The organism is Arachnia propionica, from assembly GCF_037055325.1.
Taxonomy (GTDB): domain Bacteria; phylum Actinomycetota; class Actinomycetes; order Propionibacteriales; family Propionibacteriaceae; genus Arachnia.
Genome location: NZ_CP146373.1, coordinates 1,715,340 through 1,738,291, shown reverse-complemented (window position 1 = coordinate 1,738,291; position 22,952 = coordinate 1,715,340). Strand labels below are relative to the sequence as shown.

Below are 22,952 nucleotides of genomic sequence, written 5' to 3'. Positions count from 1 at the left end.
CCCCCTCACGGATGCGGTTGCGACGACGGACGCTGAGGCCCTCAGCGCTACCTGTTCTTGCGTTCGTCGATGATGATGGCGATGACGATGATTCCGCCCTTGACCACCATCTGCCAGTACGGGGAGACGTTCAACAGGCTGAGGCCGTTGTTGATGACGCCGATGATGAGGGTACCGACCATGACACCCCAGACGGTGCCGATACCGCCGTTGAAAGAGGTGCCGCCGATGACGGTGGCGGTGATGACATCGAGCTCCATCATGGTGCCGTAAGCCGGGGAGCCGGAGCCGGTACGGGCGGTCAGGATCACGCCCGCCAGCCCGGCCAACAGACCGATCAGGGCGTAGATCTTGAGGTGCGTCTTCGGCACCGAGATCCCGGAAACCTTCGCGGCCATCTCGTTGCCGCCGATGGCGTAGACGTGACGTCCGAAACGGGTCCGGTTCAGCACGAACCACATCACGCCGGCGGCGAGCGCCAGGATGATGATGGGGGTGATCCCCTGTCCGATGAGGTTGAAGTTCCATGCGGTTCCGGAGATCGGACGACCGTCGGTATACAGGTTCGCGGCTCCACGGGCGGCGGTCATCATGCCGAGGGTGGCGACGAACGGCGGGATCCGGAAGGCCGCCACCAGGCTGCCGACGATGGTGCCGACCAGTGTGCCCACCACCAGCGCCGCCAGCACGGACACGAAGATCGGCAGGGCGGGCAGGCCGGGGAAGAAGGTGTTGGGGCCCGGAGGCTGAGCCAGGGACGCGGCGACGACGGCGGCGAGGGCCGCGGTGGCACCGACCGACAGGTCGATGCCCTTGGTGATGATCGCCGCCATCATGCCGAGGCCGATGATGCCGATGGGAGCCACCTGCACGATGACGTTGAGGAGGTTCTGCAGCTGCAGGAACCGGCCCTCGGTGATGATGCCGAGCAGGATCACGAATCCGATCAGGATGAAGACGATCGAGTATTTCTTCAGGAACTCTTCGAAATTGAGGCTCGAACGAGTGGCGGGTGCGGTTTCAGTCATTGGGGTTTCCTTCGCTCGCGGCGACCTCGTCGCCGCCGGTTGCCAGGTGCATGACGGACTCCTGGTTGGCCTCCTCGCGGGAGAGTTCACCGGAGATGCGTCCCTCGTGCATCACGAGGATGCGGTCACTCATGCCGAGCACTTCTGGCAGCTCGGAGGAGACCATGATGATTGCCTTGCCCTCCTGGGCCAGCATGGACATGAGACGGTGGATCTCGGATTTCGCGCCCACGTCGATGCCGCGGGTGGGTTCGTCGATCATCAAGACGTCCGGGACGGTCAGCAACCAACGAGAAATCAGCGCCTTCTGCTGGTTACCGCCCGAGAGGTTCTTGATCAGCTGGCTCAACGACGGGGTCTTGATGCGCAGCTTCTCACGCTGGTCCTCGGAGTCTTTCCGCATCTCGCCGACGCGAAGAACACCGCGGGGGCTGTAACGCGGCAGGGCCGCGGCCGTGATGTTGTCGCGCACCGACAGCACCCCCATGATGCCGTTCAGTTTGCGGTCCTCCGTCAGCAGCGCCATGCCAGCCCGGATGGCGTCCGAAGGCTGTTTGATCCTCAGCGTTTTGCCGTTGAGGACAACCTCCCCGGAATCGGCTTTCTCGATGCCGAAGATGGTTTCCAGCACCTCGGTGCGGCCCGCGCCCATCAGCCCCGCGAGCCCAAGGATCTCGCCCCGGTGCAGTTCGAAGCTGACGTCCTTGACCACAGAGCCCCGGGTGAGGCCCTGCACCGAGAGCACCACATCGCCGATCTCGGCCTCCTCCTTCGGGAACAGGTCCGTTAGCTCGCGGCCCACCATCAGTTTGATGAGCTTGTCGCGGTCGAGTTCCTTCGCCGGGTAGGAGCCCACGTGCTTGCCATCGCGGAAGACGGTGATGTCATCGGAGATCCGAAAGACCTCGTCCATCTTGTGGGTGATGTAGATGATGGCGACGCCGAAATCGGTGAGGCGTTTGATCATCCCGTGCAGGTGTGCCACCTCGCGTTCCGGAATGGCCGAGGTGGGTTCGTCCATGATGATGATCTTCGCGTCGTAGCTGATGGCCTTGGCGATCTCGACCATCTGCTGCTTCGACACCGTCAGGTCCTTCATCCGGGCCTTCGGGTCGATGTTGATCTTCCATTCGTCGAAGAGTTCGCGGGTCTTGCGGAACATGGCGGCGGGGCTGAGCAGCCCGAGCCGGCCACGAGGCTCGCGGCCCAGCCAGATGTTCTCCGCCACCATCATCTCGGGTACGGGGGACAGCTCCTGGTGGATCATCGAGATGCCGTGCTCCAGGCCGTCCTTGGTGTCCTTGAACCTCACGATGTCGCCCGCCAGTTCGACGGTTCCCTCATCGGGGGTGTACATGCCGATCAGGCACTTCATGAGGGTGGATTTGCCGGCCCCGTTCTCGCCCATCAGCGAGTGCACGGTGCCGCTGCGGACGTCAAGGTTGACGTTGTCCAACGCCACGACGCCCGGGAAGGTCTTGCGGATGCCCTGCATCCGCAGAATTACCTCTTGCATTGGTTCTCCCTGCTCAAGGGGATGGGAATTCCCGACCCCTGCGTCGTCACTGCTGGAACTGGCTCATGTTCTCGGGTGTGACCAGCTGGTAGGGGACGTTGATGATGTCCGGTACCTCGTCGCCGTTGACCATCTTGATTGCGGTGTCGACTCCCGCCTGTCCCTGGCCCTTGGCATCCTGGAAGACGGTGACCTCCAGCTTGCCCGCGGCCATGGCGTTCAGCGCGTCGCCGGTGGCATCCACGCCACCCACGACCACCTTGTCGAGCATGCCGGCGTTCTCGAAGGCGTTGATGGCGCCGAGGGCCATCTCATCGTTGTTGGCGCAGATGACGTCGACCTGCTGCCCGGACTGGATCAGGTTCTCGGCCAATGCGAGCCCCTTGTCGCGCGCCCAGAGACCGGTCTGGTTGAACACGACCTTCATGTTGTACTTCGCGGCGACTTCCTCGCAGCCCTGGGTGCGCTGCTGGGCGGCCTCCTGGGTGGGGTCGCCCTGCAGGATGGCGACGTTGCCCTGCTGGTTCGACAGCTTGGCCAGCTGTTCCATCTCGAGCTGACCCGCTACCAGGGAGTCGGAGCCGACGTAGGGCACGCCCTTGGGCAGTTCGGAGGGACGGCGGTTCACGTAAACCAGCGGGATGTTCGCCGCCTTCGCCTTCTGGGTGATCTGGGCGGTGGTGGCGGTGTCCTGTGGCAGGACAATGAGGGCGTCGACGCCGGAAGCGATGAAGTTTTCGATCTGGTTGAGCTGGATCTCGATCTTCTCCTCGGCGGAGGTGATGCTCACCTCGGCGCCGGCGGCCTCGGCCCGCTCCTTGATGGAGTTGGCCACATTCTGGAGGAACTGGTCCAGCAGCGGGAAGGAAGCGCCGATCTTCACCTTCTTGCCGTCTTTTGGTTTGATGACCTCGGCGGGGGCGTAGTCTTGCGTTGTGACGGCCGCCGGCTGGCCGTCCTCACCAATGGTGCCCGGCAACGGGTCGCTGGTCATGCCGCACCCGCTCAGCGCAAGCATCGCGCTGAGCGTGAGAACGGCGAATTTCGGTACTCGCTTCATCACTTCTCACTTCCTCGTGTCGGTGTCCCGAACAGGACCTGGAAGTCGCCTCCCTGCGACGAGTTGATCCTGTCGCAAAGGGCATGAAATGTCAATACAAATGACAGGGTGCCGAAGTGTGAGACGATTCAACCAATTCAGGGGTCACTCGTAGGGCAGATAGCCGTTGCGGTGGATCTCCTCCAGGTCCATGCGGGCCCGCAGGATCCGGGCGGTTTCGTCGCTGATCCTGCGTTCCCGGACGAACTGGCTCAGCAGCTCCCGTTTCCGCTTGAGCACGGCACCGTGGAGGCGTTCGAGGGCGACGATCTCCGCCACGTCATCCTCCTCGTCGTCAGCCCCGATGTGGGCCGCGATGTCGTCGAGGCGTTCCTCCATGGCCTCGGCGATGCGCGGGGGAACCCCCGCCTGTTCGGCGAGAGCGGGCAGTTCGGGGCGAACGGCCTCCAGGATTGCCAGCCGCCCCTCGGTGGCGAGCTGTTCCTCGGTCAGCTCGGCCTCCTCGTCATCGCCGGTGTGACCGCCCTTGGCGGCCCACGCGATCACCTTGGGCAGCAGCGGGCCCTGCACCGCCATCCCGATCACGATCGCGAGGGCGGCGACGAGAACCACGTCGTCGCGGTAGGGAAATGGCGACCCGTCGTTCATGACCAGGGGAATCGACAGCGCGATCGCCAGGGAAACCCCGCCGCGAAAGGCCGAGACCGCGCTGACGACCCGGGCCCGGTAGCTCAGGCGACGCTGTCGTTGCTCGGGCCGGCGGTCGAGGGCGCGGATGATCATCGCCGTGATCTGCAGGAACACGAAACGGGAGACCACCAGGGTCACGGCTACACCGATCGCGATGCCCGCCAGCGTCAGGAACTCAGAGAAACTGAAGTTGACGATCAGCAGGCGTGTCTCGATACCGATCAGCAGGAACAGGGCGCCGTTGAGCAGGCTGGTGGCCAATGGCCAGAAATGTTCCGCCTGGGTGCGCGACTCGGGGGTGCTGACCCGGTTCGACAGCGTCGAGATGATCAGGCCCGCCACCACCGCCGCCAGCACACCAGAGGCGTGCACCAGCTCCGCGGTCAGGTAGGCGGCGTACGGGGTGACCAGGAGGGCCATGTTGATGGTGATGGGTTCGTGGAGGCGACGAAAAGCCGGGTAGGCGACCGCGGCGACGGCGATCCCGATGAGGATCCCGCCGAAGAACGAGACCACGGCCATGCGCGTGATGTCCCAGGGGGTGTACTGCCCGCCGAGCGCCAGGCCGACGGCGATGGTGTAGACCACCAGGGCGGTGCCGTCGTTGGTGAGGCTCTCGGCCTTCAACAGCATGAACTGGCGGCGGGGCAGGCCCTTGGCCAGGGCGGCCGCGGCGGTGGCGTCGGGCGGGGCGACGGCGGCACCCAGGATCAGGGCCGCCTCCCACGGGATCCCCAGCGACGACGCGATCCACGCCACAGCGAAGGCGGTGGCCACCACGAACACCGTCGAGGTGATCAGGATGCCGCGCAGGTCGCGTCGGATGGCGTTCCTGGAGGTGGTGAGACTCTCCCAGAACAGCAGGCCCGGGAGGAACAGCAGCAGCACCACCTCGGAGGGCATGTGAAGATTTTCCAGACTGGGAACGAAGGCCAGCGCGAACCCGAGGAAGACCAGCGTCAGCGGCACCGGAAGACGCAACTTGGGGGCCAGGGCATTGCCCGCCACCACCGCAATCCCGACTCCGACCACGATGATGAGACCCTCCATGCGCCACCTTTCCCTGGAATCCCTCGATGAACCCGCCCAGCGATTGAAACCGGGCCGGTTGAATTATCCCCCATGCCGCCAAACCGGAAAGCTGGTTGGGTCGGGTTTCATGTGTGTCAGTGGGTGGGGTGCGCCGGAACCGAGGTGAGCGGCCCGGACGGTTTCGACTCGGGCGCTCGTTCCTCGCGTTCCGGGGCAGCCAGCGTCAGGGAGGGCGCTCGTGCTCCGGCTCAACCAGCGTCAGGGGAATCAGGCGACTATTTCGCGAACTCCTTCTCCAGGCGTTCACGCATCCGCACGTGGATGGCGTCGGCGTCCTCCTCCCACCCGAAGACGCACACCGACAGCGGGCCGTCGTAGTTGATCTCCCGGAGATACCCGAAGACCTCGTCCCACGGCACCTCGCCGTTGCCGATCTCGTTGTGCTGGTGGATGCGGGCATCCACCCCGGGCGGGTTGATGATGTAGCGGTTCCCCACGTTGGCGAGATGGTTCCACACGTCCGCGATGTGCACGTGTCGCAGCCTCGGGCCGGCGTATTCCATCATCGCCCGCGGATCCCCCCGACCCTCGGACAGGTGGAACATGTGCGGCAGGCAGAACTCGTAGTTCAGCCACGGCTTGTTCACCCCGCGCACGATCTGCACGGCACGCTCGTTGGTCTCGACGAAGTCGTAGGGGTGGGCCTCGATGGTGCACTCGATGCCGCGTTTCTCGAAGTCCGGGATCAACTCCTCGATGGACGTGTAGAACTGGTGCTCAGACTTGAGGGGCTCGTTCGGGTCGCCCGAGAATTCGGTGGCGATCAGCGGCACCTCCAACTCCTCCGCGATCTCCAGGAGACGACGGAAGTTGCGCACCTGCGCCTGGCGTTCCTGCTCGTCGGGCGAGGACCAGTTGAACACCGGGTTGAAGGTCCAGATCTTCACGCCGGAGGCGGACATGGCCTTCTTGACCTTCGCGACCTCCGCGTCATCGACCTTGGGATAGTGGTGCCACTCGTGGAAGTCGGCACGCGGCGACAGCTCGATGTACTCGTAGCCGAGATCGGCGGCCTTGAAGCACTCCTCGGCGACGCTGAGGTGAGGGTGGTACATCGACGGGTCCAGCAGGATTTTCACCATGGGGGTTCCTCCTCAGGCGTAGAACGCGGGTTTGGGCATCATCTCGACCGCCACCTCGCCATCGGCCTCAAGAGCCTTGACGCCGGCGTCGCAGACACAGGCGGCCGCGTAGCCGTCCCACGCGGTGGAGCCGGTGTGACGGTCCTGCGAGACGGCGGTGATCCACTCCTGCACTTCACGCACAAAGGCCTGGCCGAAGCGCTGGTTGTGGTCCATGGTCAGCCGGTTACGGCGACCCTGCAGGTCGGCGCGCTGCACCAGCTCCTGGTCGCTGAGCCGCACCGCCCCGTTCTCGCCGACCAGCTCGCACTGGATGTCGTAGCCGTACTGACAGTTGACGAAGATCTCGTCGTCGACGCGCACCCCGGAGGTGGTGGTGAGGATCAGCACCAGCGGGTCCTGCAGGTGCGGGAAACGGTTCGTGGTCTTATTCGGCTTGTCGACGCGGGCCGAGACGAACTCCTCGCCGAGCAGCCAGCGCATGGTGTCGATTTCGTGGATGGCGGTGTCGTTGATCGCCATGTCCCAGGTGTAGCTTTCCGGCACCGTCGGGTTGCGGTGCGCATTGTGGACCATGAGGGCCTCGCCGATCTCGCCGGCATCGAGGATGGCCTTCATCTCCCGGTAGGAGGCATCGAAGCGACGCATGAAACCGACGGTGACGAGCTTCTTGCCCGCCTTCTGCTCGGCCTCCATGATGCGCGCACAGGCGTCGGCGGTGGGGGCGAGGGGTTTCTCGCAGAAGACGTACGTGCCGGCCTCGACGGCTGCGATCACGTCGGGTTCGTGGGCGGGCCCGAAGCTGCAGATCATGACGGCGTCGACATCGTTCGAGGCGATGAGCTCCGCGGAACTCGGGAAGGTCGTCGCGCCGATCCGGTCGGCGACCTTCCGGGCGTTTTCGGCGTTGAGGTCGGCGACGGCCACCACCCGACCGCCCGCGATGACGCTGTGGATGCGTTCGATGTGCGCCTGCCCCATCCCGCCGGGGCCGATCATTCCGATTCGCAGGGTCATGGTGTCGCTCACTTCACTCCGAGGCCGATGGAGGCCAGGTATTCGCGGACTTTGATGGCGTTGGGCAGCGGGTAGGACGGGTCGCAGCCGTACATGTCCTGCTCGCAGATGACGTAGAGCTCCTTGTCGAGATCGGCGAGGGCCTCGACGAGGCTCGGCATGTCAGGTTCGCCCTCCGGCGGCGGCACGGAGCAGCCCGCCTTGACGGCCTTCACGAACGGCCAGTCCTCGTCGTGGGCCTGTTTGACGAGCTTCGGGTCCATGGCCTTGATGTGGACGTAGGAGATGCGCTCCGGGTAGTCGCGGATCAGGGCGGTGTTGTCGGCCATGCCGTAGACGATGTGGCCGGTGTCCAGGCAGAAACCGACGTAGTCGGGGTCGGTGGCCTGGAAGATGCGGTCGATATCCTCGCGGGTCTCGATATGGGAGTCGCCGTGCGGATGGAGGACCATCGTGAGGCCGTAGTCCTCCTTCATCATGCGACCGAGCCGGTTGGCGTTGTTGATGTACAGATCCCAGGCCTCGCCGTCGAGGTGACGCACGTCGGTGAACTCGCCGGTGTGCTCGTCGCGGAACATCGGTGGCAGGTGCACCACGTACTCGGCGCCGACGGCGGCGTGGGTTTCACCGATGGCGCGGAAGGTGCGCTCCGTGTCGGCCCAGGCCTCGGCCTTGTGGAGGACGCCCCAACCGGTGCCGGCGACGACGCGGAAACCCCGCTTGCCCATCTCCTCGGCCAGGCGCTCGGGGTCGGTGGGGAAGTAGCCGAAGGGGCCGGTCTCCATCACGGAGAAACCGGCCTCGGCCATCTCGTCGAGGGCTTTCTCCCACGGAATCTGCACCGGATCCTCGGGGAACCAGACGCCCCACTGGTCGGGACAGACACCGATGGTCAGCTTGTTGTACCGGGGCTCGGGGTTGCGGGACTTGTCGGCCATGAAGGTCCTTTCTGGCGCGTCGTTGGGCACAAATCAGCCTAGATTCGAGCATATGTCCTGTCAATTACCCGAGAGCACTGATGTGTGTGATGAAAGTGATTCTCGACGCGGTGTGGCGGGGTCGCGGGTGCGGTGGCTCGAGTCCCATGGGCGGGACCGCACATCCGGTCTGCCCGGAGGCCGCGCCAGCTAGGATGCGGTCCATGGACACTGCCTTGTTCGAGGAGCGAGTCAAGGAGATCCCGAGGCTGCGAAGCTGCCTCTCCGGCGGTCGGGTCGAGCGCTGGCCACGAAAACAGGCGCTGCGCGACATGCTCTTCGACATCGCCATCGACTGCATGCACGAAGGGTCTACGTGGACGGAGCGTGAGATCACCCAGGAACTGGCCACGATCACGGAGGACCCCGTGACCTTGCGGCGCGCCCTCATTGATGAGGGACGGCTGCTGCGCTCACCTGACGGAAGCCAGTACCGGCTGGCGCTGAAGGCTGCGTCCGAGTAGTCGCTCCTGGAGGGGAGCCGCTTCAACTAGGGAATTCGCGCTCGGCCTGCTGGTTGTGAACAAGCTCGTGGGTTCGCCCCAATCCGGGATCACTTCTCCATCTCAGGATCCGCGTCGCTTCCGTCCTCGAACTGATGGTCGTGACATCCGGTCAGGGGTGTTTCGGGCCGGACCGTGTCAAGGCACGCCTGGTCGGTGTTCCTTGTCATATAGTGCTGCATCTGCCTCACGGCCTTGCCCAGGTTCGAGTACCGGGCGGCAAACTCTCCGAAGGTCGGTTCGAGCTGGGAGGACAGGCGTTGGTTGACATCGCTGACGATGCTCACCACGTGGTCCGGCTCCAGGTCGCAGTCGACGGCCAGAGCGGTCCAGTCCTTCAAGGTGATGTTGCCGGTGTGTCGCCGCGACCCGATCGGCATGGTGAGCCGTTGGCTGTACTGGGGGTAGGCCCCCAGGGGAACCAGGTCGTACAAAGGCGACAAGCGGGGTTCGTTTTCAAGCATGATGCTGTAGTTCTTGGCGTGGGCATCAGCGTTGCCGATGGCGGTGTTGATGGCCAGTTGCTCGACGAAACAGTAGGCCAGCTCCGAATCGTGGCGGCGCAGCAGGGCGATGGTGTCGGCGGGGCTCGTGAGGTACTTGCCCTCGGGGTCACGGCCCAGGGCCTGTTGCAGGTCCTCGACGTGGAGGCGGCGGCTGAACCCTGAGGGCATGAGCTCGCGGTCGAAACGCTCGACCACATAGGCGCTCTGGTCATCGAAGTGCGCCACGCGGGCTTGCGGGACTGCGAACCCGGCCCGTCGGACCAGGTCCATTGCCCGGGCCTCGAATGCCTCGATATGTTTGTTCCGGGCGGCACCGGGTTTGACGATGTGGGTGGACGGGGTTTGCGCGTCGGGCCGGTACCAGCTGCCGCCGATGCGGGCCAGGGCGAACTTGGCCTGGGCGCCGGCCAGCGAGAACCGCAGGGGCCAGTCGCCGGCGAAGGCCGAGGTCGTGGGCCTGGCCTTGATTCCGGCGATCCGTGCTCCGATATCGGACGTGGAGGCGATCAACGGTTCGTGGTCCGGATCGCTTCTGGGCTCGCTGCCCGGCGCGGTGAGCTGCACGGCCCCGGCGACGTCACCGCCGACTTGGCGCAACAACTCGAAGGTGTCGGTGCTGGTGGCACCCGAGGCCCTCATCATGTCGCGCAGCGCCACCGGGTCCTCGGGCAGCAGGCCACGCAGGTAGTGTTCGGCCGCGCCGTCCGGGGCCGGAGCATCGATCGGCAATGACAGCGAGACGACCCGGGTGGCGTCGGCGTCGTAGACCAGCCGGGCAGCACGACCGGTCTGCCTTTCGAAGCGTCCGACGTGAGTGCCGTGCAGCCAACACTCCAGGACCTCAGGCATCCCCACCACCTTGCACCCGGCCCACGTCCATGTGCGCGGCCCTGAGAATGAAGGCCAGCTGTCCCGGCCGCAGGGGCGCCGCGCCCTCCAGCACCCGGTTCACACTGGCGGGTGTGATCCGATCGTGCGCACTCAGCTGGTCGAACAGGTCATCATGATCCGCCACGCGCAGTCGCTCTGCCTCCTCGGCCAGGGCCGTTGCATCCAGGTCGAGGACCTCCATCATGTCTCGAAGCCGGCGGGCGACCTGAGTGCGGGTCAGGCTGGTGGCGGATCCCAGATGGCGCAGGCGGTCGCGGGCGTGTTCGTCGGCCACCCGGCCCCCGCGGGCGAAGGCGCGCAGCAGGGTCGGCTTGTGGTCCCAGTGCTGTCCGAACCGTTCGGGGCGGCTGCCGCGGGTGAGGTGCTGGGCCACCACGCCCGGCTGGTCGCTGTTCAGCATCCGACGCAACGCCACGGCCACGGCCGGCCGGTGTTCGGCCGCCACCCGTTCCAATCCGTGGTCGAGCAGAGCGGTGAGTAGGGCGTCGACACCGGCCTCGTCGATCATGGAGGTCACGCCACCCACCCTACCGGTGATGTCGGCGTGCGCATACGTCCGTGGCCCGATGGTGCGGCTCTCCACGTCGGGCCTCAAGTTCTGGGGGCATCATCGTTTTCCCGGTGCCAGCTGGTATTCGGCGTCGGGATGGAAGCCCTGCGGATGTTCGTGGGTGGCCACCACGACGAGGCGGTCCTTTGCGCGCCACCGGTCCATCTCATCCCACAGGACTCTCCGGGCGTGGTCGTCCAGGCCGAGGAACGGTTCGTCGAGCATGACCACCTCGAACCGGCCGAGCGTGCAGACGATGAGCCACAGCTTGCGTTCCGTGCCTGAGGACAGTTCGCAGGCACGGACATCCAGCCACTCATCCAACCGATAGGTACGCACGCGCGCCAGGACATCGTCCATGGCGGCTCCGGTCAACTGGGCGGTGAAGGCGAGATGATCGAAGACGCTCATCGTCGGATAGAGAGCGGGTTTGGTGCGCACCACTCGTCTGAAGCTACGGGCGGCCGCGCTGGCCGCGGGGTGGCCACAGATTTCCACTCGCCCTTTCTGCGGTCTCAGATAGCCGCTGACGAGCTCGACCAGGGTGGACTTTCCGGCCCCGTTGGCGGCACGGAGCGCAACGACACCCGACCGCGGGAAGGCCATGGTGACGTCATCGAGAACAGCCGCCTCCGGTGTGTACCCGAACGTCACATGATCGAGAAAGATGCGTTCTCCACGACCTTCATAGACATCCATGCCAAACCTCCGAACAAGACGATGGGAAGCAGAACAGCGAGATGGGCGAAACCAGGATTGAGGGCGGCCACGAGCCCAGGGGCAGCCAGTAGAACCCCCGCCAGGGCGCCGGCAAGTGACGTTCGTGCCCGCCCGTCGGGAAGCTCAGGGGCCGCGAACATTGCATACCCCAGAGCCCCCGCCAGTTGCGTCGTCGTGGGCAGGAGCAGAGCCTCGAGGGACGGGGCGCAACCCAGACCGGCGCACAGGGCCAGGATCCCGACAGTAACGACAGCGCCGTCCACCAGATGGGCCATGGCAGATCCGAGTGCGAGGTGCCTCAGCGATGCTCCTGATTCCCAAGCTGCCCGGAGTTGTCGGCGGCAGCTCCGGACACCGAACCAGCAGACGCCCATGTCCCCCAGGGGCAGGGACATGAGAAACCCCGCGACGGCCATTGTGTTGGTGAGTATCGGCGTCACGTGGCCGAGCAAGACGTTGAGCCACGGCATCGTGAAACGGATACTGGCGGCCAGTGCTGCGAGCAGCAGGCACAACACCACCAGGCGGATCGTCATCGAACGCACCGGCGGCACCCATGTGCCACGGCGCAGTACCACGACCGTCATGGCCCAGGCCGGCAATGCGAGGAGACGACATCCCCGGCGCCGGCGGCGCCGCGTCGTCATTGCTGCCGGCGACGTGGCGTGGGCGAGCCGGTGAAGGCCGCGCCACGCCGCTACTCCAATCGCCAGAAGAAGAAGCGTCAGCGGAACCCCTACACGTGGCCACGGGAGAACGGCAACAGTCACGCACGCGGCTCCCAACAACAGCCCCAGAGCCAGGTGCCTCCAGCCGGTGTTCTGGACGGCGAGCTGCGACATGAGCCCTAGACGGGCCACGTACCCGCCCAGGAGCATCGCGAACGCGGCCACCGTGGTTTCAGGGGCCGCGGAAACCCCCCCACAGCAGTCCGCCGAGAACCACACAGCCGTACAGGGCCTCGAGCAGCACCGGCGTCGCGAAACGGACGGTGAACCAGCTGCCCAGACTCAGGTCGACCGCCCGCATGAACGGTCCTAGGCTGGGGGCGGTCAGTTCCTCACGCTCCTGGGTGACGAGCACCCGCACTGTTGTCCACACCGTCCAAGCCGTGGCAAGGGACACCCAGGGCACGAAGACCTCGATGGTGTTCAGCAGCCGTCCCACCCACAGCGCCAGCGCCAGCGCGGGCACCAGCCCCAGGACCGCCACCATTCCCAGCATCAGCAGAATGGTCCGTGGCCGCCATGCGATACCGAACCTGGATCCGATGTCATAGGCCCACAGCAGGGCCGCCGCTCTTGTCTGACGCACGGGGTTTCTCCATCAGAAATTCCGGCTCGGTCGCTCTGCTTCGCTGCGTGAGGCCCATGCCATGACGCAGAGAACGCCTAGAAGACCCGCAGAGATGATGCCGATCCATCCAGCGATGTTCTGAGGGATGAACGAGCCCGCGGTGGCACGATAACTGCCACCTGCGGCGAGCATCACAGCTCCGCCGAAGACCAGGGAGGCCCCCACCGCGCGTTCCTGGAGGCCCAGAATCAGAACCGGCAGGATGACGATGCCGCCGATTGTGATGAAGATGTAGGCGGCGGGACCCTCGATGGTGCTCATCAGCGCGGACAAGACATTGCTCACGATGGCGAACACCGCCAGGGCCAGAAGCCAGGGTTTCGTGTTTCGAACCGGCATTGCGCTCTCTTCCTGGGATCACTTGTGAAATAACTGGTTTCCTGCACGTCGATGTGCACGATCCACCCCTGCGGTTTCTCTGCTTGTGAATCCGGTTGGCTCAGCGGGTGGGATTGTTGTCGTGAGCATGGCTGGCCAGGCGTTTCAGCGTGACTGCGGCCGCCATTTGGAGCGCCAGGGGAAGCAAAAGGATCGCAGGGATCCACAGTCCGGTGAGGCCGTGTTGTCCGATGGCGTAGGGCACGGACAACACAGTGATGGTCCCGGTGAGGGCGATACCGAATATCAACCAGGCGAACGAGCGTTGGGCGTTTTCTTCGGGTTTCATAACCGGCTCCCGTCAGAATTGCAGGAAACCTTGGCTCTTGAACAGCGGTCGGGACTGGTCCGAATTTGCTGTCCTGCTCGCGAGTGCATGCTCCGGTACTGTGGTGTCACCATGCCATGAAATTGTATCGCCACTGACGCCGTCGCAATCCGGTTCTGCTGCTCCCGAGTAGGGGCGCAGCCCCTTGGCGAGGCAGCCCCCTTGATATGTTCGGACATGTGGGTCGCCGTAGGGGCCGGCCCCCGGATGTCGGGAGAACAACATGAGCAAGCGGATCGGTGTGGGGGTCATCAGCCTCGGATGGATGGGCAGGCTGCACGCGCGCAGCTACCGCGCCCTGGCGGAGCGCTATCAGGGGCTGGGGGCCGAGGTGCGTCTCGTCGCCGCCTGCGACCCCGTGGCGGCGGCCCGCGACGAGGCCGTCGCGGTCCTCGGGTTCGAGCGGGCCTACGCCGACTACCACGAGCTACTGGCCGATCCCGAGGTCGACGTGGTGAGCATCTGCTCCCCGAACTTCCTCCACCACGAGATCGCCCTGGCCGCCGTCGCCGCCGGGAAACCGTTCTGGATCGAGAAACCCATGGGGGTCTCGGCGGCGCAGTCGCGCCAGATCGCCGAGGCGGCCGAGGCGGCTGGGCTGATCACCGCCGTTGGTTTCAACTACCGCCACACGCCCGCCATCGAACGCGCCCGGCAGCTCATCCGCGACGGCCGGATCGGGCGCGTCACCAACGTGCGGTGCTGGCTGATCGCCGACTACGGCAGCTCGCCCGAGGGGCCGCTGACCTGGCGTCACAGCCGCGACAAGGGCGGCTCCGGGGTCATCGGCGACCTCCTCAGCCACGGCGCCGACCTGGTGCAGTACCTCGCCGGGCGCATCGAGTCCGTGACCGCGACGTCGGCGCAGTTCATTCCCGAACGTCCCATCCCCACCAAAGTCGGTATCGGACACTCCGGCTGGGAGGTCTCCGACGAGCTCGGTCCCGTCGAGAACGAGGACTGGGTGGCGGTGCTGGCGCGCCTTGAAGGCGGGGCTGTCGCGACCATGGAGGCCAGCCGAGTGGCGGTGGGTCCGCGCGCCGAGTACGTCGTCGAGGTCTACGGGACCAACGGGTCGCTTCGGTGGAACTTCGAGCACCTCAACGACCTGTTCGTCTGCGCGGGTCGCGATCAGGAGTTCCAGGGCTACACGCGGGTGATGGCCGGCCCCGATTTCCCGGCGTTCAGCATCTTCCAGCCCGGGGCGGGCACCTCCATGGGTTTCGACGACATGAAAACCGTCGAGGCGGCGCAGTTCATCGAGTCGGTGCTGACCGGCGAGCAGCTCGCCCCATCCGTGGCCGACGGCTGGGCTGCCGCCGAGATCGACGAGGCCGCCGTCGCATCGGCCGCCGACGGTCGCTGGCACGACGTGCCGGAGGTGACGGGCCGTACCACCTGGGGGGCGTGAGGGCCGACTCGTCCGCGTGGCGACACGTCGCCACGGGTCAGTGCAGCAGGTACAGCGACGAGACGATGGTCAGCGCGATGATCACGCGCGTGAACCACGTCTCGTTGATGTGGCGGATCACCACGCGGCCCAGCCAGGTGCCCAGCAGCACGACGGGCGCCAGGACCAGCAGCGGCACCAGCATCTCGCCACCCAGCAGTCCGAGACCGAGCGAGAACGGCAGCTTCGCCACGTTGATGAGGAAGAAGAACCACGCCTGGGTGCCGAGGAAACGGATCATGTCGAACCGGGCCGCCAGGAAGTACAGCGTCATGACGGGGCCGCCGGCGTTCGCGGCCATCGTCGTGAAACCTCCGAGGGTGCCGTAGCCGATCCGCGCCGGCGCACCCTGTGCGGCGTCGTCGAGGCCGCGTCGCATGTTCCACAGGGTCAGGGCCGTCAACGCCAGCAGGATGACGCCGATGGTGCGTCGCATGGTGGTGTTGTCGGCCCAGGCCAGAAAAGCCGCCCCCAACGCCAGGCCAACGATCACCGGGGGTGCCAGGCGCAGCAGGGCCCTGAAATCGGCGTCCCGGCGGTAGACCCAGATCGCAACGAGGTCGCCGACCATCAACAGCACCAGCAGCACCGCCGTCGACTCGCGGGCGGGCAGTACGGCGGCGAACATCGCGGCGACGAAGGTCGCGAGCCCGGGAAGTGCGGTTTTCGCAACTCCGACGAGCAATGCCCCAGTGACCACCACACCCCACGTCAGTGCCGTCAACTCGATCACCGGGCCAGCCTAGACACCTTCGTGCGGTGACGGGGCGGCGGGACGACGTCGCCACTGGTCACCCAGATCGTCGCCGACGCCCTGCAATCCCACCTGAAGAAGCTCGACAAGAAGGCCCACGGGGCCCTGTATCCGGCGCTGCGCATGGTGTTCCCCGGCATCGCGGAACTGCGTGAAAAGCAAGCTGAACGCCCGGTCGCTCAGGAAACGCCACTCGGGATGTCGGTGTGGGTGAAGTCGTTGCCCTTGAAGAGCAGCGGCTCGCCCGTCACCTTGGCGGTCGCGTAGCTGAAGCAGTCGCCGAAGTTGAGTTTCGCAGGCGAGCCTGACCCGCGACCGAACCGCTCGTGGGCGCGGATGGCCTCGTACAGGTGCTCGGCATTGATGTCGAGCACCTCGATGCCAGTTCTGGTGATGAACTTCTCAGCAAGTCCCGGGCGCTCTCTGAGCACGATCGCGAGTTCCAACACAGAAGCAGCCGACATCCTGATGTTGCCTGTTGTGGCGAGAATTCTCTTGAAGGTCTCCGCCTCGGGCTCCTCGTTGAGGATTGCGACACCTACAGATGTGTCGACTATCACTTCGGTAGTCCATTCTCGTCGTAGATGTCGTCGTCTGTCAGGAAAAGATGCCGGTACGGTGCGGCTTCGGCCTGGAGTTCCTCGATAGCGGCTAGCCGGTCGAGTCGTCGTTGGTCGTCCTTGGTGAGCTGCTGCTCGACCGCGTCTCGGATCACCTCCGTGGCCGTGACGCCGCGTTGTTTCGCGAGGTGGTCGACCATGGCCCGCACGCGGGGATCGTCGATGATGAGTGGCGTCATGAGGCAAGTTTAAAAGGCCGCCAACGTGTGGGGGTTAGCGAACAGCTGGTGGGTCAGGTCGGGTTGAAGGTGGCGACAGGCTGGTTCGTGAAGCGGGAGTAGTGGCCCTGGAAGAGGGCGTCGATCTTGTCGAGCTGGCCGTTGCGGTGCTTGAGGATGTGGAAGGCCGCCTGGCCGCGCTCCTCGTCGGTGGGGTTCTGGGTGTAGAGCTCGGGACGGTGCAGCATGATGACGATGTCGGCGTCCTGTTCGAGTGACCCGGATTCGCGTAGGTCGGCGAGCTGCGGCACCCCGTCCTTGCGCTGCTCGGCGTTGCGGCTAAGCTGCGACAGCGCGATCACCGGCACCTCCAGCTCCTTGGCGAGAAGCTTGATCTGCCGCGAGAACTCCGAGACCTCCAGCTGTCGGGACTCCACCTTCTTGCCCGAGGTCATCAGCTGGATGTAGTCGATGCAGATCAGCTGGAGGTTGTTGCGCTGCTTGAGGCGACGGGCCTTGGCGCGGATCTCCATCATCGTCAGGTTGGGGGAGTCGTCGATGAACAGTGGTTTCCCGGAGAGGGTGACGGAGCGGTCGGTGATGCGCTGCCAGTCGTTCTCGTCCATGCGGCCGCCGCGGATCTTCTGCAGCGGCACCGACGACTCCGCGCTCAGGATCTTCATCACGATCTCGGTGCGGCTCATCTCCAGGGAGAAGAACACCGTGGCCAGGTCGTTGTGGATTGCGGCGGCGCGGCAGACGTCGAGGGCGAAGGTGGACTTTCCCACGCCGGGACGGGCGGCGACGATGACCATCTGGCCGGGGTGGAGGCCGTTGGTGAGGGTGTCGAGCTCGGTGAAACCGGTGGGCACCCCGGACAGCGCGTCACCGGAGTTCGCGATGGCCTCCATCTCGTCGAAGGTGGGTTCCATGAGCTCGTTGAGCGACTTGTAGTCCTCGCTGGCCTTGGAACCCGTCACCTCGAACAACGTCTGCTGGGCCTCGTCGACGATCTTGTCCACCTCGCCCTGCCCCTGGTAGCCGAGCTGCGCGATCCGGATCGAGGCGTTGACGAGGCGTCGCAGGACGGCCTTCTCGCGCACGATCTCCGCGTAATAGGAGGCGTTGGCGGCGATGGAGATGGAGGCGAGGAGATCGTGGAGGTAGACGGCCCCCCCGACGCGCTGGAGGTCGCCGCTGCGGCCGAGTTCGGCGGCGACGGTGATGGGGTCGGCGGGTTCTCCGCGACCGTAGAGGCTGATGACCGCCTCGAAAATGGTTTCGTGTCTGGGCTGGTAGAAATCAGTGCCGCGAAGCACCTCGACCACATCGGAGATGGCGTCCTTGCTCATCATCATGGCCCCGAGGACGCTCTTCTCAGCCTGCGGGTCCTGGGGGGGAGCATGACCCATCGGCTCCTCGGCGTATTGCTGCGACATGCATCCCCTTCCCGCACCCCGCCGACGCGCATGCGGCAGGGCTCATCAATCTAACCCCGCCCCACGACAATCGCTGTCTGCGGCGTGGGAAACTCTGTGGAAAGCTGTGGAAAGCTGTGGAAGGCCGGTGCGGAAGCGACGGCAACGCTGACCGGAACCGGGGGAAAACCACCCGGAATCGTTATAAAACCGTTATCGCCAGGGGTGAGTCGCGCTGCGGGCGGGGCTTCCGCGCTGCGTCTGCACTGGCATCGTGTGCATGTGCTGTGACGTTGTGACGCGGGCGTTCCCGTCGGGAAAGCGGGCGGACGGTGGGGTGTGCGGTGCGTGCGCGATCGGTGCCGTCTTCCGCAAAGTGCCGGATGAAATCCCTGCGGAGCACGATGCGTTGGTTCTGTGGAATGCCTACCGCTGGGTCTGCGCCGTGCCGTTGGGGGCGATGCGGGGCGCCTGATGCGACAGAGCCGGAAGCGGGTGAGTGCTTGAACCAGGTACCCCTGGGGGGTATAGTCCCCGGCGTGGAGAAAGAGCATGACGGTTGCCATGCGCAGCACGGGTACACCGCCGACAAGCAGGCCTATCTGCGGCGGCTCCGGCTGATCGAGGGGCAGGCGCGCGGGATCGCCCGCATGGTGGAGCAGGACGAGTACTGCATCGACATCATGACCCAGATCTCCGCCGTTACCAGCGCCCTCAGGGCGGTGTCCATGGCCCTGCTGAAGGATCACCTCGAACACTGCGTCGCGGCTGCCGTGCGCGAGGGCGGGGATGCCGCCCAGGAGAAGTTCGACGAGGCCATGACCGCCATCTCCCGGCTGGCTCGCTGAACGCGGACAGCCTGCCGGCAAGGGCCGAAGAAAACGTCAGACCCCCGGGACGCACCGGGGACCGGAAAGGAAACAACCATGAAAACCGACTACGCCGTCGCTGGGATGACCTGCGGACACTGCGCCTCCCACGTCACCGAGGAAATCCAGGCCATCGCGGGCGTCACGGGCGTCAGCGTCGACTGGGAATCGGGCCGGATGGTCATCGAATCCGACGAGAAGATCCCCTTCGACGCGGTCGCCGAGGCCGTCGCCGAGGCCGGCGACTACACCGTCACGGAGGCCTGAGACGCGAGAACCAGCAACACAGGAAACGACTCAGGAGGTGAGTGGCAGATGACCAGTGCTGGTGTGGTGGAGCGGGGCCCCGCCGGGGGCGCCAAGAACTCGGTGGCGATCTCCCTCGATCTGACGGGCATGACCTGCGCCTCCTGCGCCAATCGCATCGAGAAGAAGCTCAACAAGGTCGACGGGGTGCAGGCCACCGTCAACTACGCCACCGAAAAGGCCAGGGTGCAGGCCCCGAAGGGCACCACCGCTCAGGACCTGATCGCCGTGGTGGAGGCTGCCGGCTACGGGGCCCGCGAGACTACCGTCGAACCCCGGGAGGAACGCGCCGATGTGCTTCTGCCGCGGGTGCAGCTGGCGTTCACGCTGGCGACCCCCGTGATCGCGGTCTCGATGGTGCCCGCCCTGCAGTTCCCTGGCTGGCAGTGGCTGGCGCTGCTGCTGACCACCATCGTCGTGTTCTGGTGCGGGCGCAGCTTCCACAAGGCCGCCCTCGCTAACGTCCGACACGGCACCACCACCATGGACACCCTCGTCAGCCTCGGCACCTCGGTGGCATGGCTGTGGTCGCTGGTGGCCATGGTCGTCGGGCACGCCGGCGCCATCGGCATGACCCATGAATTCACCCTCACCCTCGGTCGTGCGGACCCGATGGGCAGCGTCTACTTCGAGGCCGCCGCGGGCGTGGTCGCCTTCCTGTTGTTGGGTCGCTGGATTGAGGCCCGCTCCAAACGGGAGGCAGGGTCGGCGGTGCGGGCGCTGCTGGAGGTCGGTGCAAAGGACGCAACGATCCTGCGCGACGGCACGGAGGTCGCGATCCCCGCGGGTGAGCTGTCGCTCAACGACCTCATCGTGGTGCGTCCCGGAGAGAAGGTGGCCGCCGACGGGGTGGTGCTCGAGGGTGACTCCGCCGTCGATGCCGCCGTCATCACGGGCGAGTCGCTGCCGGTGGAGGTCGGCCCGGGCTCGACGGTGGTGGGCGGCTCGGTCAACACCACGGGACGCCTGGTGGTCAAGGCGACGGCGGTCGGGTCGGCCACCCAGGTGGCGCAGATCGCGCGGCTCGTCGAGGAGGCTCAGACCGGCAAGGCCCGGGCCCAGCGCCTGGCGGACCGGATCACGGAGTTCTTCGTGCCCACCGTGCTGGCGCTGTCCATGCTCACCTTCACGGTGCAGCTGCTCGTCGGCGCAGGCACCACCTTCGCGCTCACCGCGGGCATCGCGGTGCTCATCATCGCCTGCCCGTGCGCGCTCGGGCTCGCCACCCCGTCGGCGCTGCTGGTGGGCACCGGTCGCGGCGCCGAGCTGGGGGTGATCATCCGCGGCGCCCAGGCCCTGGAAAAGGCCCGCTCCGTGCAGGCCGTGGTGCTGGACAAGACCGGCACTCTCACCACCGGGAGAATGTCGGTGCTGGAGGTCGCGCCCACTGACGGCATCGACGAAACCGAGCTGCTGGCCGTCGCCGCAGCCGTGGAGGCCGGCTCCGAGCATCCCATCGCCCGTGCCGTCGTGGAGCGCGCCGGGGATGCGCCCGCGACAGAGCGCTTCGAGGCCCTGCCCGGCATCGGTGCGCGGGCCCTGCTCGACGGGGTTCCGGTGGCGGTGGGATCCCGTCGTCTGCTGGCTGAGCAGGGCATCGAGGTTCCCGGCGAGGCCAGTCGACTCGGCAGTGAGGTGTTCGTCGTTCGCGACGGCGCGTTGCTGGGGCGGATCGTGGTCGGCGACCAGCTCAAACCCGGGGCCGCGGAGGCCGTGGCCGGGTTGAGGAACCTGGGAATGCGACCGGTCCTGCTGACCGGCGACTCGTGGGCCGTGGCCCAGGAGATCGCGACCCAGGTGGGCATCGAGGACGTGTATGCCGAGGTCCTGCCGCAGGGCAAGGCCGAGGTGATCACCGGGCTGCAGGCCGACGGGGTACGGGTGGCGATGGTCGGCGACGGAGTGAACGACGCCGCGGCGCTGGCCACCAGTGATCTCGGCATCGCGATGGGTGCGGGCACCGATGCGGCCATGGCCGCCAGCGACCTCACCCTGATGCGCGACGACCTGACCGGGGTGGTGGACGCCATCCGGCTCTCCCGCGCCACGGAACGCACCATCCGGGGCAACCTGTTGTGGGCCTTCTTGTACAACGTGGCCGCTATTCCAGTGGCGGCTCTTGGGCTGCTGACCCCGATGATCGCAGGGGCGGCCATGGCCTGTTCCAGCGTGTTTGTGGTGCTGAACTCTCTCAGGCTGCGTGGCTTCCGCTGAGACGATTCGCCGCACGTCCCGGCTGCCCCGGCTCATGTGTCAGAAAGCTGACGTATCGGTGCAAAATGGGTTGTCACGAGAGGTTTCATTGCTTATGCAAAGAGGGGTGGGTGCTCTGGTTCCCTCGCGCGGATGCCGAGGTTTACAATCGACTTGCGCAGTCCTGAGAGATTCTCAGATTTCGTTTGGAATTGAATCACCGCTCGGCTAGGCTAGCCTCGCCGGTAATGTCCGGAAAGTCTTAGACCAGGAAGAGATCTATGGCCAAGAAACACGTGGTTATTGCAGCAGTGGCAGGTGGCGTCGCCCTGACGATCGCCGGCGGCGTCGCCGTCGCAATGGCACTGCACAAGAACGATGTGACCCTTTCCGTGGACGGAGAAAGCCACAACCTTTCGGTTCGCGAGGATACCGTGCAGCAGGTTCTCGAGAAGGACGGGATCACCGTCGGTGAGCACGACGTGGTCGCCCCCTCGCTGGAGACCAAGGTCACCAACGGCATGGAGATCAGCGTCCTCTACGGGCGTCAGCTTCAGCTGACCGTTGACGGCGAGGCTCGCACCGTGTGGACCACCGCCCGCACCGTCGACGACGCCCTGACCCAGCTCGACCTCAACGATCCCGACTCCAAGCTGTCCGCTTCCCGGTCGGCTGCCATCGGTCGCGAGGGGCTCTCCTTCAACATCAGCACCCCCAAGAACGTGACCATCGACGCCGCGGGCACCCCCGTCGAGCTCCGGGTCGCAGGGACCGTCGGCGACGCCTTGACCGCCGCCCAGGTGACCCCTGACGAGGACGACGTTGTCACCCCCGCAGCGGACACCTCCCTCACCGATGGCCTGGCCATCGCCTACACCAACGTCGAGAAGCGCACCACCAGCAAGGAGGAGGAGGTCCCCTTCGAGAAGAAGGAGGAGAAGTCCAACGAGCTGGAGGAGGGCAAGACCAAGGTCACCACCGAGGGTGTCAACGGCGTCAAGACCCAGAACTTCGTCGAGGTCTACCACAACGGCACGCTGTTCGCCTCCGAGCTGCAGAACGAGCAGGTCACCAAGGAGCCTGTCGCTCAGGTGACCCAGGTCGGCACCAAGAAGAAGGCCAGCAAGTCCTCCGATGACTCCTCCGAGTCCTCGAAGTCCTCCGACTCCGGTTCCGGATCGGGTGGTGGCGATCTCAGCCCCGCCAGCGGCAGCTCCTGCCAGGCCTCCTACTACTGGCAGGAACAGACGACGGCCTCCGGCGAGCGGTTCAACCCCAGCGACCTCACCGCCGCCCACAAGACCCTTCCCCTCGGAAGCAAGGTCAAGGTGACCAATCCGAGCAACGGCAAGACCGTCGTGGTTCGCATCAATGACCGCGGCCCCTACGTCGCCGGGCGCTGCCTGGACCTTTCCAAGGCCGCCATGGAGACCATCGGTGGCACCTCCTCCGGGGTGATCACCGTCAACTACGAGGTCCTCTGACAACAA

The 22,952-nt window shown here is 65.7% G+C and carries 25 protein-coding genes; 6 read left to right on the top strand and 19 right to left on the bottom strand.

Annotated elements, in window-relative coordinates; genetic code table 11:
- Nucleotides 1-47: 47 nt before the first annotated feature.
- The 7 genes from V7R84_RS08065 to V7R84_RS08035 form a co-directional block, all read right to left on the bottom strand.
- Complete coding sequence (locus tag V7R84_RS08065; RefSeq protein WP_338567823.1) at nucleotides 48-1,028, bottom strand: ABC transporter permease; 981 nt, start codon at nucleotides 1,026-1,028, stop codon at nucleotides 48-50.
- Nucleotides 1,021-2,544 (bottom strand): sugar ABC transporter ATP-binding protein, encoded by a 1,524-nt coding sequence (locus V7R84_RS08060; protein ID WP_338567822.1) that lies wholly within the window; start codon nucleotides 2,542-2,544, stop codon nucleotides 1,021-1,023. Before V7R84_RS08060 ends, V7R84_RS08065 begins: the two co-directional genes overlap by 8 nt.
- A gap of 46 nt (nucleotides 2,545-2,590) precedes the next feature.
- Nucleotides 2,591-3,604 carry a sugar ABC transporter substrate-binding protein gene (locus tag V7R84_RS08055; protein ID WP_338573862.1) on the bottom strand — a complete coding sequence of 338 codons (1,014 nt, stop codon included), beginning with the start codon at nucleotides 3,602-3,604 and terminating at the stop codon, nucleotides 2,591-2,593.
- A gap of 144 nt (nucleotides 3,605-3,748) precedes the next feature.
- Nucleotides 3,749-5,344: a Na+/H+ antiporter gene (locus V7R84_RS08050; RefSeq protein WP_338567821.1), complete on the bottom strand. Its 1,596-nt coding sequence runs from the start codon at nucleotides 5,342-5,344 to the stop codon at nucleotides 3,749-3,751.
- Nucleotides 5,345-5,601: 257 nt separating this feature from the next.
- Nucleotides 5,602-6,468, bottom strand: coding sequence for a sugar phosphate isomerase/epimerase family protein (locus tag V7R84_RS08045; protein WP_338567820.1), 867 nt, complete (start codon nucleotides 6,466-6,468; stop codon nucleotides 5,602-5,604).
- A 12-nt stretch (nucleotides 6,469-6,480) separates the two neighbouring features.
- The gene (locus V7R84_RS08040) at nucleotides 6,481-7,485 is read right to left on the bottom strand and encodes a Gfo/Idh/MocA family oxidoreductase (protein WP_338567818.1); all 1,005 of its coding nucleotides are present in this window, start codon (nucleotides 7,483-7,485) and stop codon (nucleotides 6,481-6,483) included.
- An 8-nt stretch (nucleotides 7,486-7,493) separates the two neighbouring features.
- Nucleotides 7,494-8,423, bottom strand: a complete 930-nt coding sequence (locus V7R84_RS08035; protein ID WP_338567816.1) for a TIM barrel protein — start codon at nucleotides 8,421-8,423, stop codon at nucleotides 7,494-7,496.
- A 203-nt stretch (nucleotides 8,424-8,626) separates the two neighbouring features.
- On the opposite strand from V7R84_RS08035, the gene V7R84_RS08030 reads away from it, so the two are divergent.
- Entirely contained in the window at nucleotides 8,627-8,926 is a 300-nt protein-coding gene (locus V7R84_RS08030; RefSeq protein WP_338567814.1) for a DUF2087 domain-containing protein, read from the top strand.
- 89 nt (nucleotides 8,927-9,015) lie between these two features.
- Here V7R84_RS08030 and V7R84_RS08025 read toward each other — a convergent pair whose 3' ends face one another.
- The 7 genes from V7R84_RS08025 to V7R84_RS07995 all read right to left on the bottom strand — a co-directional run bounded on the left by V7R84_RS08025 (nucleotide 9,016) and on the right by V7R84_RS07995 (nucleotide 13,655).
- Nucleotides 9,016-10,320: a HipA domain-containing protein gene (locus tag V7R84_RS08025; RefSeq protein WP_338567812.1), complete on the bottom strand. Its 1,305-nt coding sequence runs from the start codon at nucleotides 10,318-10,320 to the stop codon at nucleotides 9,016-9,018.
- Nucleotides 10,313-10,879, bottom strand: coding sequence for a hypothetical protein (locus tag V7R84_RS08020; RefSeq protein ID WP_338567810.1), 567 nt, complete (start codon nucleotides 10,877-10,879; stop codon nucleotides 10,313-10,315). Before V7R84_RS08020 ends, V7R84_RS08025 begins: the two co-directional genes overlap by 8 nt.
- Before the next feature lie 90 nt (nucleotides 10,880-10,969).
- Nucleotides 10,970-11,611, bottom strand: coding sequence for an ATP-binding cassette domain-containing protein (locus tag V7R84_RS08015; RefSeq protein ID WP_338567808.1), 642 nt, complete (start codon nucleotides 11,609-11,611; stop codon nucleotides 10,970-10,972).
- Complete coding sequence (locus V7R84_RS08010) at nucleotides 11,563-12,525, bottom strand: hypothetical protein (protein ID WP_338567806.1); 963 nt, start codon at nucleotides 12,523-12,525, stop codon at nucleotides 11,563-11,565. The genes V7R84_RS08015 and V7R84_RS08010 overlap by 49 nt, the downstream gene beginning before the upstream one ends.
- Before the next feature lie 7 nt (nucleotides 12,526-12,532).
- Nucleotides 12,533-12,946, bottom strand: coding sequence for a hypothetical protein (locus V7R84_RS08005; protein WP_338567804.1), 414 nt, complete (start codon nucleotides 12,944-12,946; stop codon nucleotides 12,533-12,535).
- A gap of 12 nt (nucleotides 12,947-12,958) precedes the next feature.
- On the bottom strand, nucleotides 12,959-13,327 hold the full coding sequence (locus V7R84_RS08000; protein WP_338567802.1) for a hypothetical protein: 369 nt from the start codon (nucleotides 13,325-13,327) through the stop codon (nucleotides 12,959-12,961).
- 100 nt (nucleotides 13,328-13,427) lie between these two features.
- Complete coding sequence (locus V7R84_RS07995; RefSeq protein WP_338567800.1) at nucleotides 13,428-13,655, bottom strand: hypothetical protein; 228 nt, start codon at nucleotides 13,653-13,655, stop codon at nucleotides 13,428-13,430.
- Nucleotides 13,656-13,917: 262 nt separating this feature from the next.
- Here V7R84_RS07995 and V7R84_RS07990 point away from each other — a divergent pair, with 262 nt between their 5' ends.
- A complete protein-coding gene (locus V7R84_RS07990; protein ID WP_338567799.1) occupies nucleotides 13,918-15,105 on the top strand; it encodes a Gfo/Idh/MocA family oxidoreductase in 1,188 nt (395 codons plus the stop codon).
- 37 nt (nucleotides 15,106-15,142) lie between these two features.
- Here the strand turns inward: V7R84_RS07990 and V7R84_RS07985 are convergent, their stop codons facing one another.
- From V7R84_RS07985 to dnaB, 5 genes are read right to left on the bottom strand one after another with little or no spacing between them, the layout of a single operon-like run.
- Nucleotides 15,143-15,877: a sulfite exporter TauE/SafE family protein gene (locus V7R84_RS07985; protein WP_338567797.1), complete on the bottom strand. Its 735-nt coding sequence runs from the start codon at nucleotides 15,875-15,877 to the stop codon at nucleotides 15,143-15,145.
- A gap of 9 nt (nucleotides 15,878-15,886) precedes the next feature.
- Nucleotides 15,887-16,060 (bottom strand): hypothetical protein, encoded by a 174-nt coding sequence (locus tag V7R84_RS07980; RefSeq protein WP_338567795.1) that lies wholly within the window; start codon nucleotides 16,058-16,060, stop codon nucleotides 15,887-15,889.
- A gap of 17 nt (nucleotides 16,061-16,077) precedes the next feature.
- A complete protein-coding gene (locus V7R84_RS07975) occupies nucleotides 16,078-16,458 on the bottom strand; it encodes a type II toxin-antitoxin system VapC family toxin (protein ID WP_338567793.1) in 381 nt (126 codons plus the stop codon).
- Nucleotides 16,455-16,697, bottom strand: a complete 243-nt coding sequence (locus V7R84_RS07970) for a type II toxin-antitoxin system VapB family antitoxin (protein ID WP_338567792.1) — start codon at nucleotides 16,695-16,697, stop codon at nucleotides 16,455-16,457. Before V7R84_RS07970 ends, V7R84_RS07975 begins: the two co-directional genes overlap by 4 nt.
- A 53-nt stretch (nucleotides 16,698-16,750) precedes the next feature.
- Entirely contained in the window at nucleotides 16,751-18,115 is a 1,365-nt protein-coding gene (gene dnaB, locus V7R84_RS07965) for a replicative DNA helicase (RefSeq protein WP_338567791.1), read from the bottom strand.
- 518 nt (nucleotides 18,116-18,633) lie between these two features.
- On the opposite strand from dnaB, the gene V7R84_RS07960 reads away from it, so the two are divergent.
- The 4 genes from V7R84_RS07960 (at nucleotide 18,634) to V7R84_RS07945 (ending at nucleotide 22,946) form a co-directional block, all read left to right on the top strand.
- A complete protein-coding gene (locus V7R84_RS07960; RefSeq protein WP_338567789.1) occupies nucleotides 18,634-18,942 on the top strand; it encodes a metal-sensitive transcriptional regulator in 309 nt (102 codons plus the stop codon).
- Between the two features lie 78 nt (nucleotides 18,943-19,020).
- Nucleotides 19,021-19,230: a heavy metal-associated domain-containing protein gene (locus V7R84_RS07955; RefSeq protein WP_338567788.1), complete on the top strand. Its 210-nt coding sequence runs from the start codon at nucleotides 19,021-19,023 to the stop codon at nucleotides 19,228-19,230.
- Between the two features lie 48 nt (nucleotides 19,231-19,278).
- On the top strand, nucleotides 19,279-21,483 hold the full coding sequence (locus V7R84_RS07950; RefSeq protein ID WP_338567787.1) for a heavy metal translocating P-type ATPase: 2,205 nt from the start codon (nucleotides 19,279-19,281) through the stop codon (nucleotides 21,481-21,483).
- A gap of 260 nt (nucleotides 21,484-21,743) precedes the next feature.
- Complete coding sequence (locus V7R84_RS07945; RefSeq protein WP_338567785.1) at nucleotides 21,744-22,946, top strand: septal ring lytic transglycosylase RlpA family protein; 1,203 nt, start codon at nucleotides 21,744-21,746, stop codon at nucleotides 22,944-22,946.
- Nucleotides 22,947-22,952: the final 6 nt, after the last annotated feature.

Excerpts from the sequence above, each read along its gene's own strand:
- V7R84_RS07990 (WP_338567799.1), top strand. The coding sequence starts at position 13,918 with ATGAGCAAGCGGATCGGTGTGGGGGTCATCAGCCTCGGATGGATGGGC.
- V7R84_RS08015 (WP_338567808.1), bottom strand. The coding sequence starts at position 11,611 with ATGGATGTCTATGAAGGTCGTGGAGAACGCATCTTTCTCGATCATGTG.
- V7R84_RS07995 (WP_338567800.1), bottom strand. The coding sequence starts at position 13,655 with ATGAAACCCGAAGAAAACGCCCAACGCTCGTTCGCCTGGTTGATATTC.
- V7R84_RS08055 (WP_338573862.1), bottom strand. The coding sequence starts at position 3,604 with ATGAAGCGAGTACCGAAATTCGCCGTTCTCACGCTCAGCGCGATGCTT.
- V7R84_RS08025 (WP_338567812.1), bottom strand. The coding sequence starts at position 10,320 with ATGCCTGAGGTCCTGGAGTGTTGGCTGCACGGCACTCACGTCGGACGC.
- V7R84_RS07945 (WP_338567785.1), top strand. The coding sequence starts at position 21,744 with ATGGCCAAGAAACACGTGGTTATTGCAGCAGTGGCAGGTGGCGTCGCC.
- V7R84_RS07970 (WP_338567792.1), bottom strand. The coding sequence starts at position 16,697 with ATGACGCCACTCATCATCGACGATCCCCGCGTGCGGGCCATGGTCGAC.
- V7R84_RS08045 (WP_338567820.1), bottom strand. The coding sequence starts at position 6,468 with ATGGTGAAAATCCTGCTGGACCCGTCGATGTACCACCCTCACCTCAGC.
- V7R84_RS08065 (WP_338567823.1), bottom strand. The coding sequence starts at position 1,028 with ATGACTGAAACCGCACCCGCCACTCGTTCGAGCCTCAATTTCGAAGAG.
- V7R84_RS08000 (WP_338567802.1), bottom strand. The coding sequence starts at position 13,327 with ATGCCGGTTCGAAACACGAAACCCTGGCTTCTGGCCCTGGCGGTGTTC.
- V7R84_RS08060 (WP_338567822.1), bottom strand. The coding sequence starts at position 2,544 with ATGCAAGAGGTAATTCTGCGGATGCAGGGCATCCGCAAGACCTTCCCG.
- V7R84_RS08030 (WP_338567814.1), top strand. The coding sequence starts at position 8,627 with ATGGACACTGCCTTGTTCGAGGAGCGAGTCAAGGAGATCCCGAGGCTG.
- V7R84_RS08040 (WP_338567818.1), bottom strand. The coding sequence starts at position 7,485 with ATGACCCTGCGAATCGGAATGATCGGCCCCGGCGGGATGGGGCAGGCG.
- V7R84_RS08050 (WP_338567821.1), bottom strand. The coding sequence starts at position 5,344 with ATGGAGGGTCTCATCATCGTGGTCGGAGTCGGGATTGCGGTGGTGGCG.
- V7R84_RS07955 (WP_338567788.1), top strand. The coding sequence starts at position 19,021 with ATGAAAACCGACTACGCCGTCGCTGGGATGACCTGCGGACACTGCGCC.
- V7R84_RS08035 (WP_338567816.1), bottom strand. The coding sequence starts at position 8,423 with ATGGCCGACAAGTCCCGCAACCCCGAGCCCCGGTACAACAAGCTGACC.
- dnaB (WP_338567791.1), bottom strand. The coding sequence starts at position 18,115 with ATGTCGCAGCAATACGCCGAGGAGCCGATGGGTCATGCTCCCCCCCAG.
- V7R84_RS07950 (WP_338567787.1), top strand. The coding sequence starts at position 19,279 with ATGACCAGTGCTGGTGTGGTGGAGCGGGGCCCCGCCGGGGGCGCCAAG.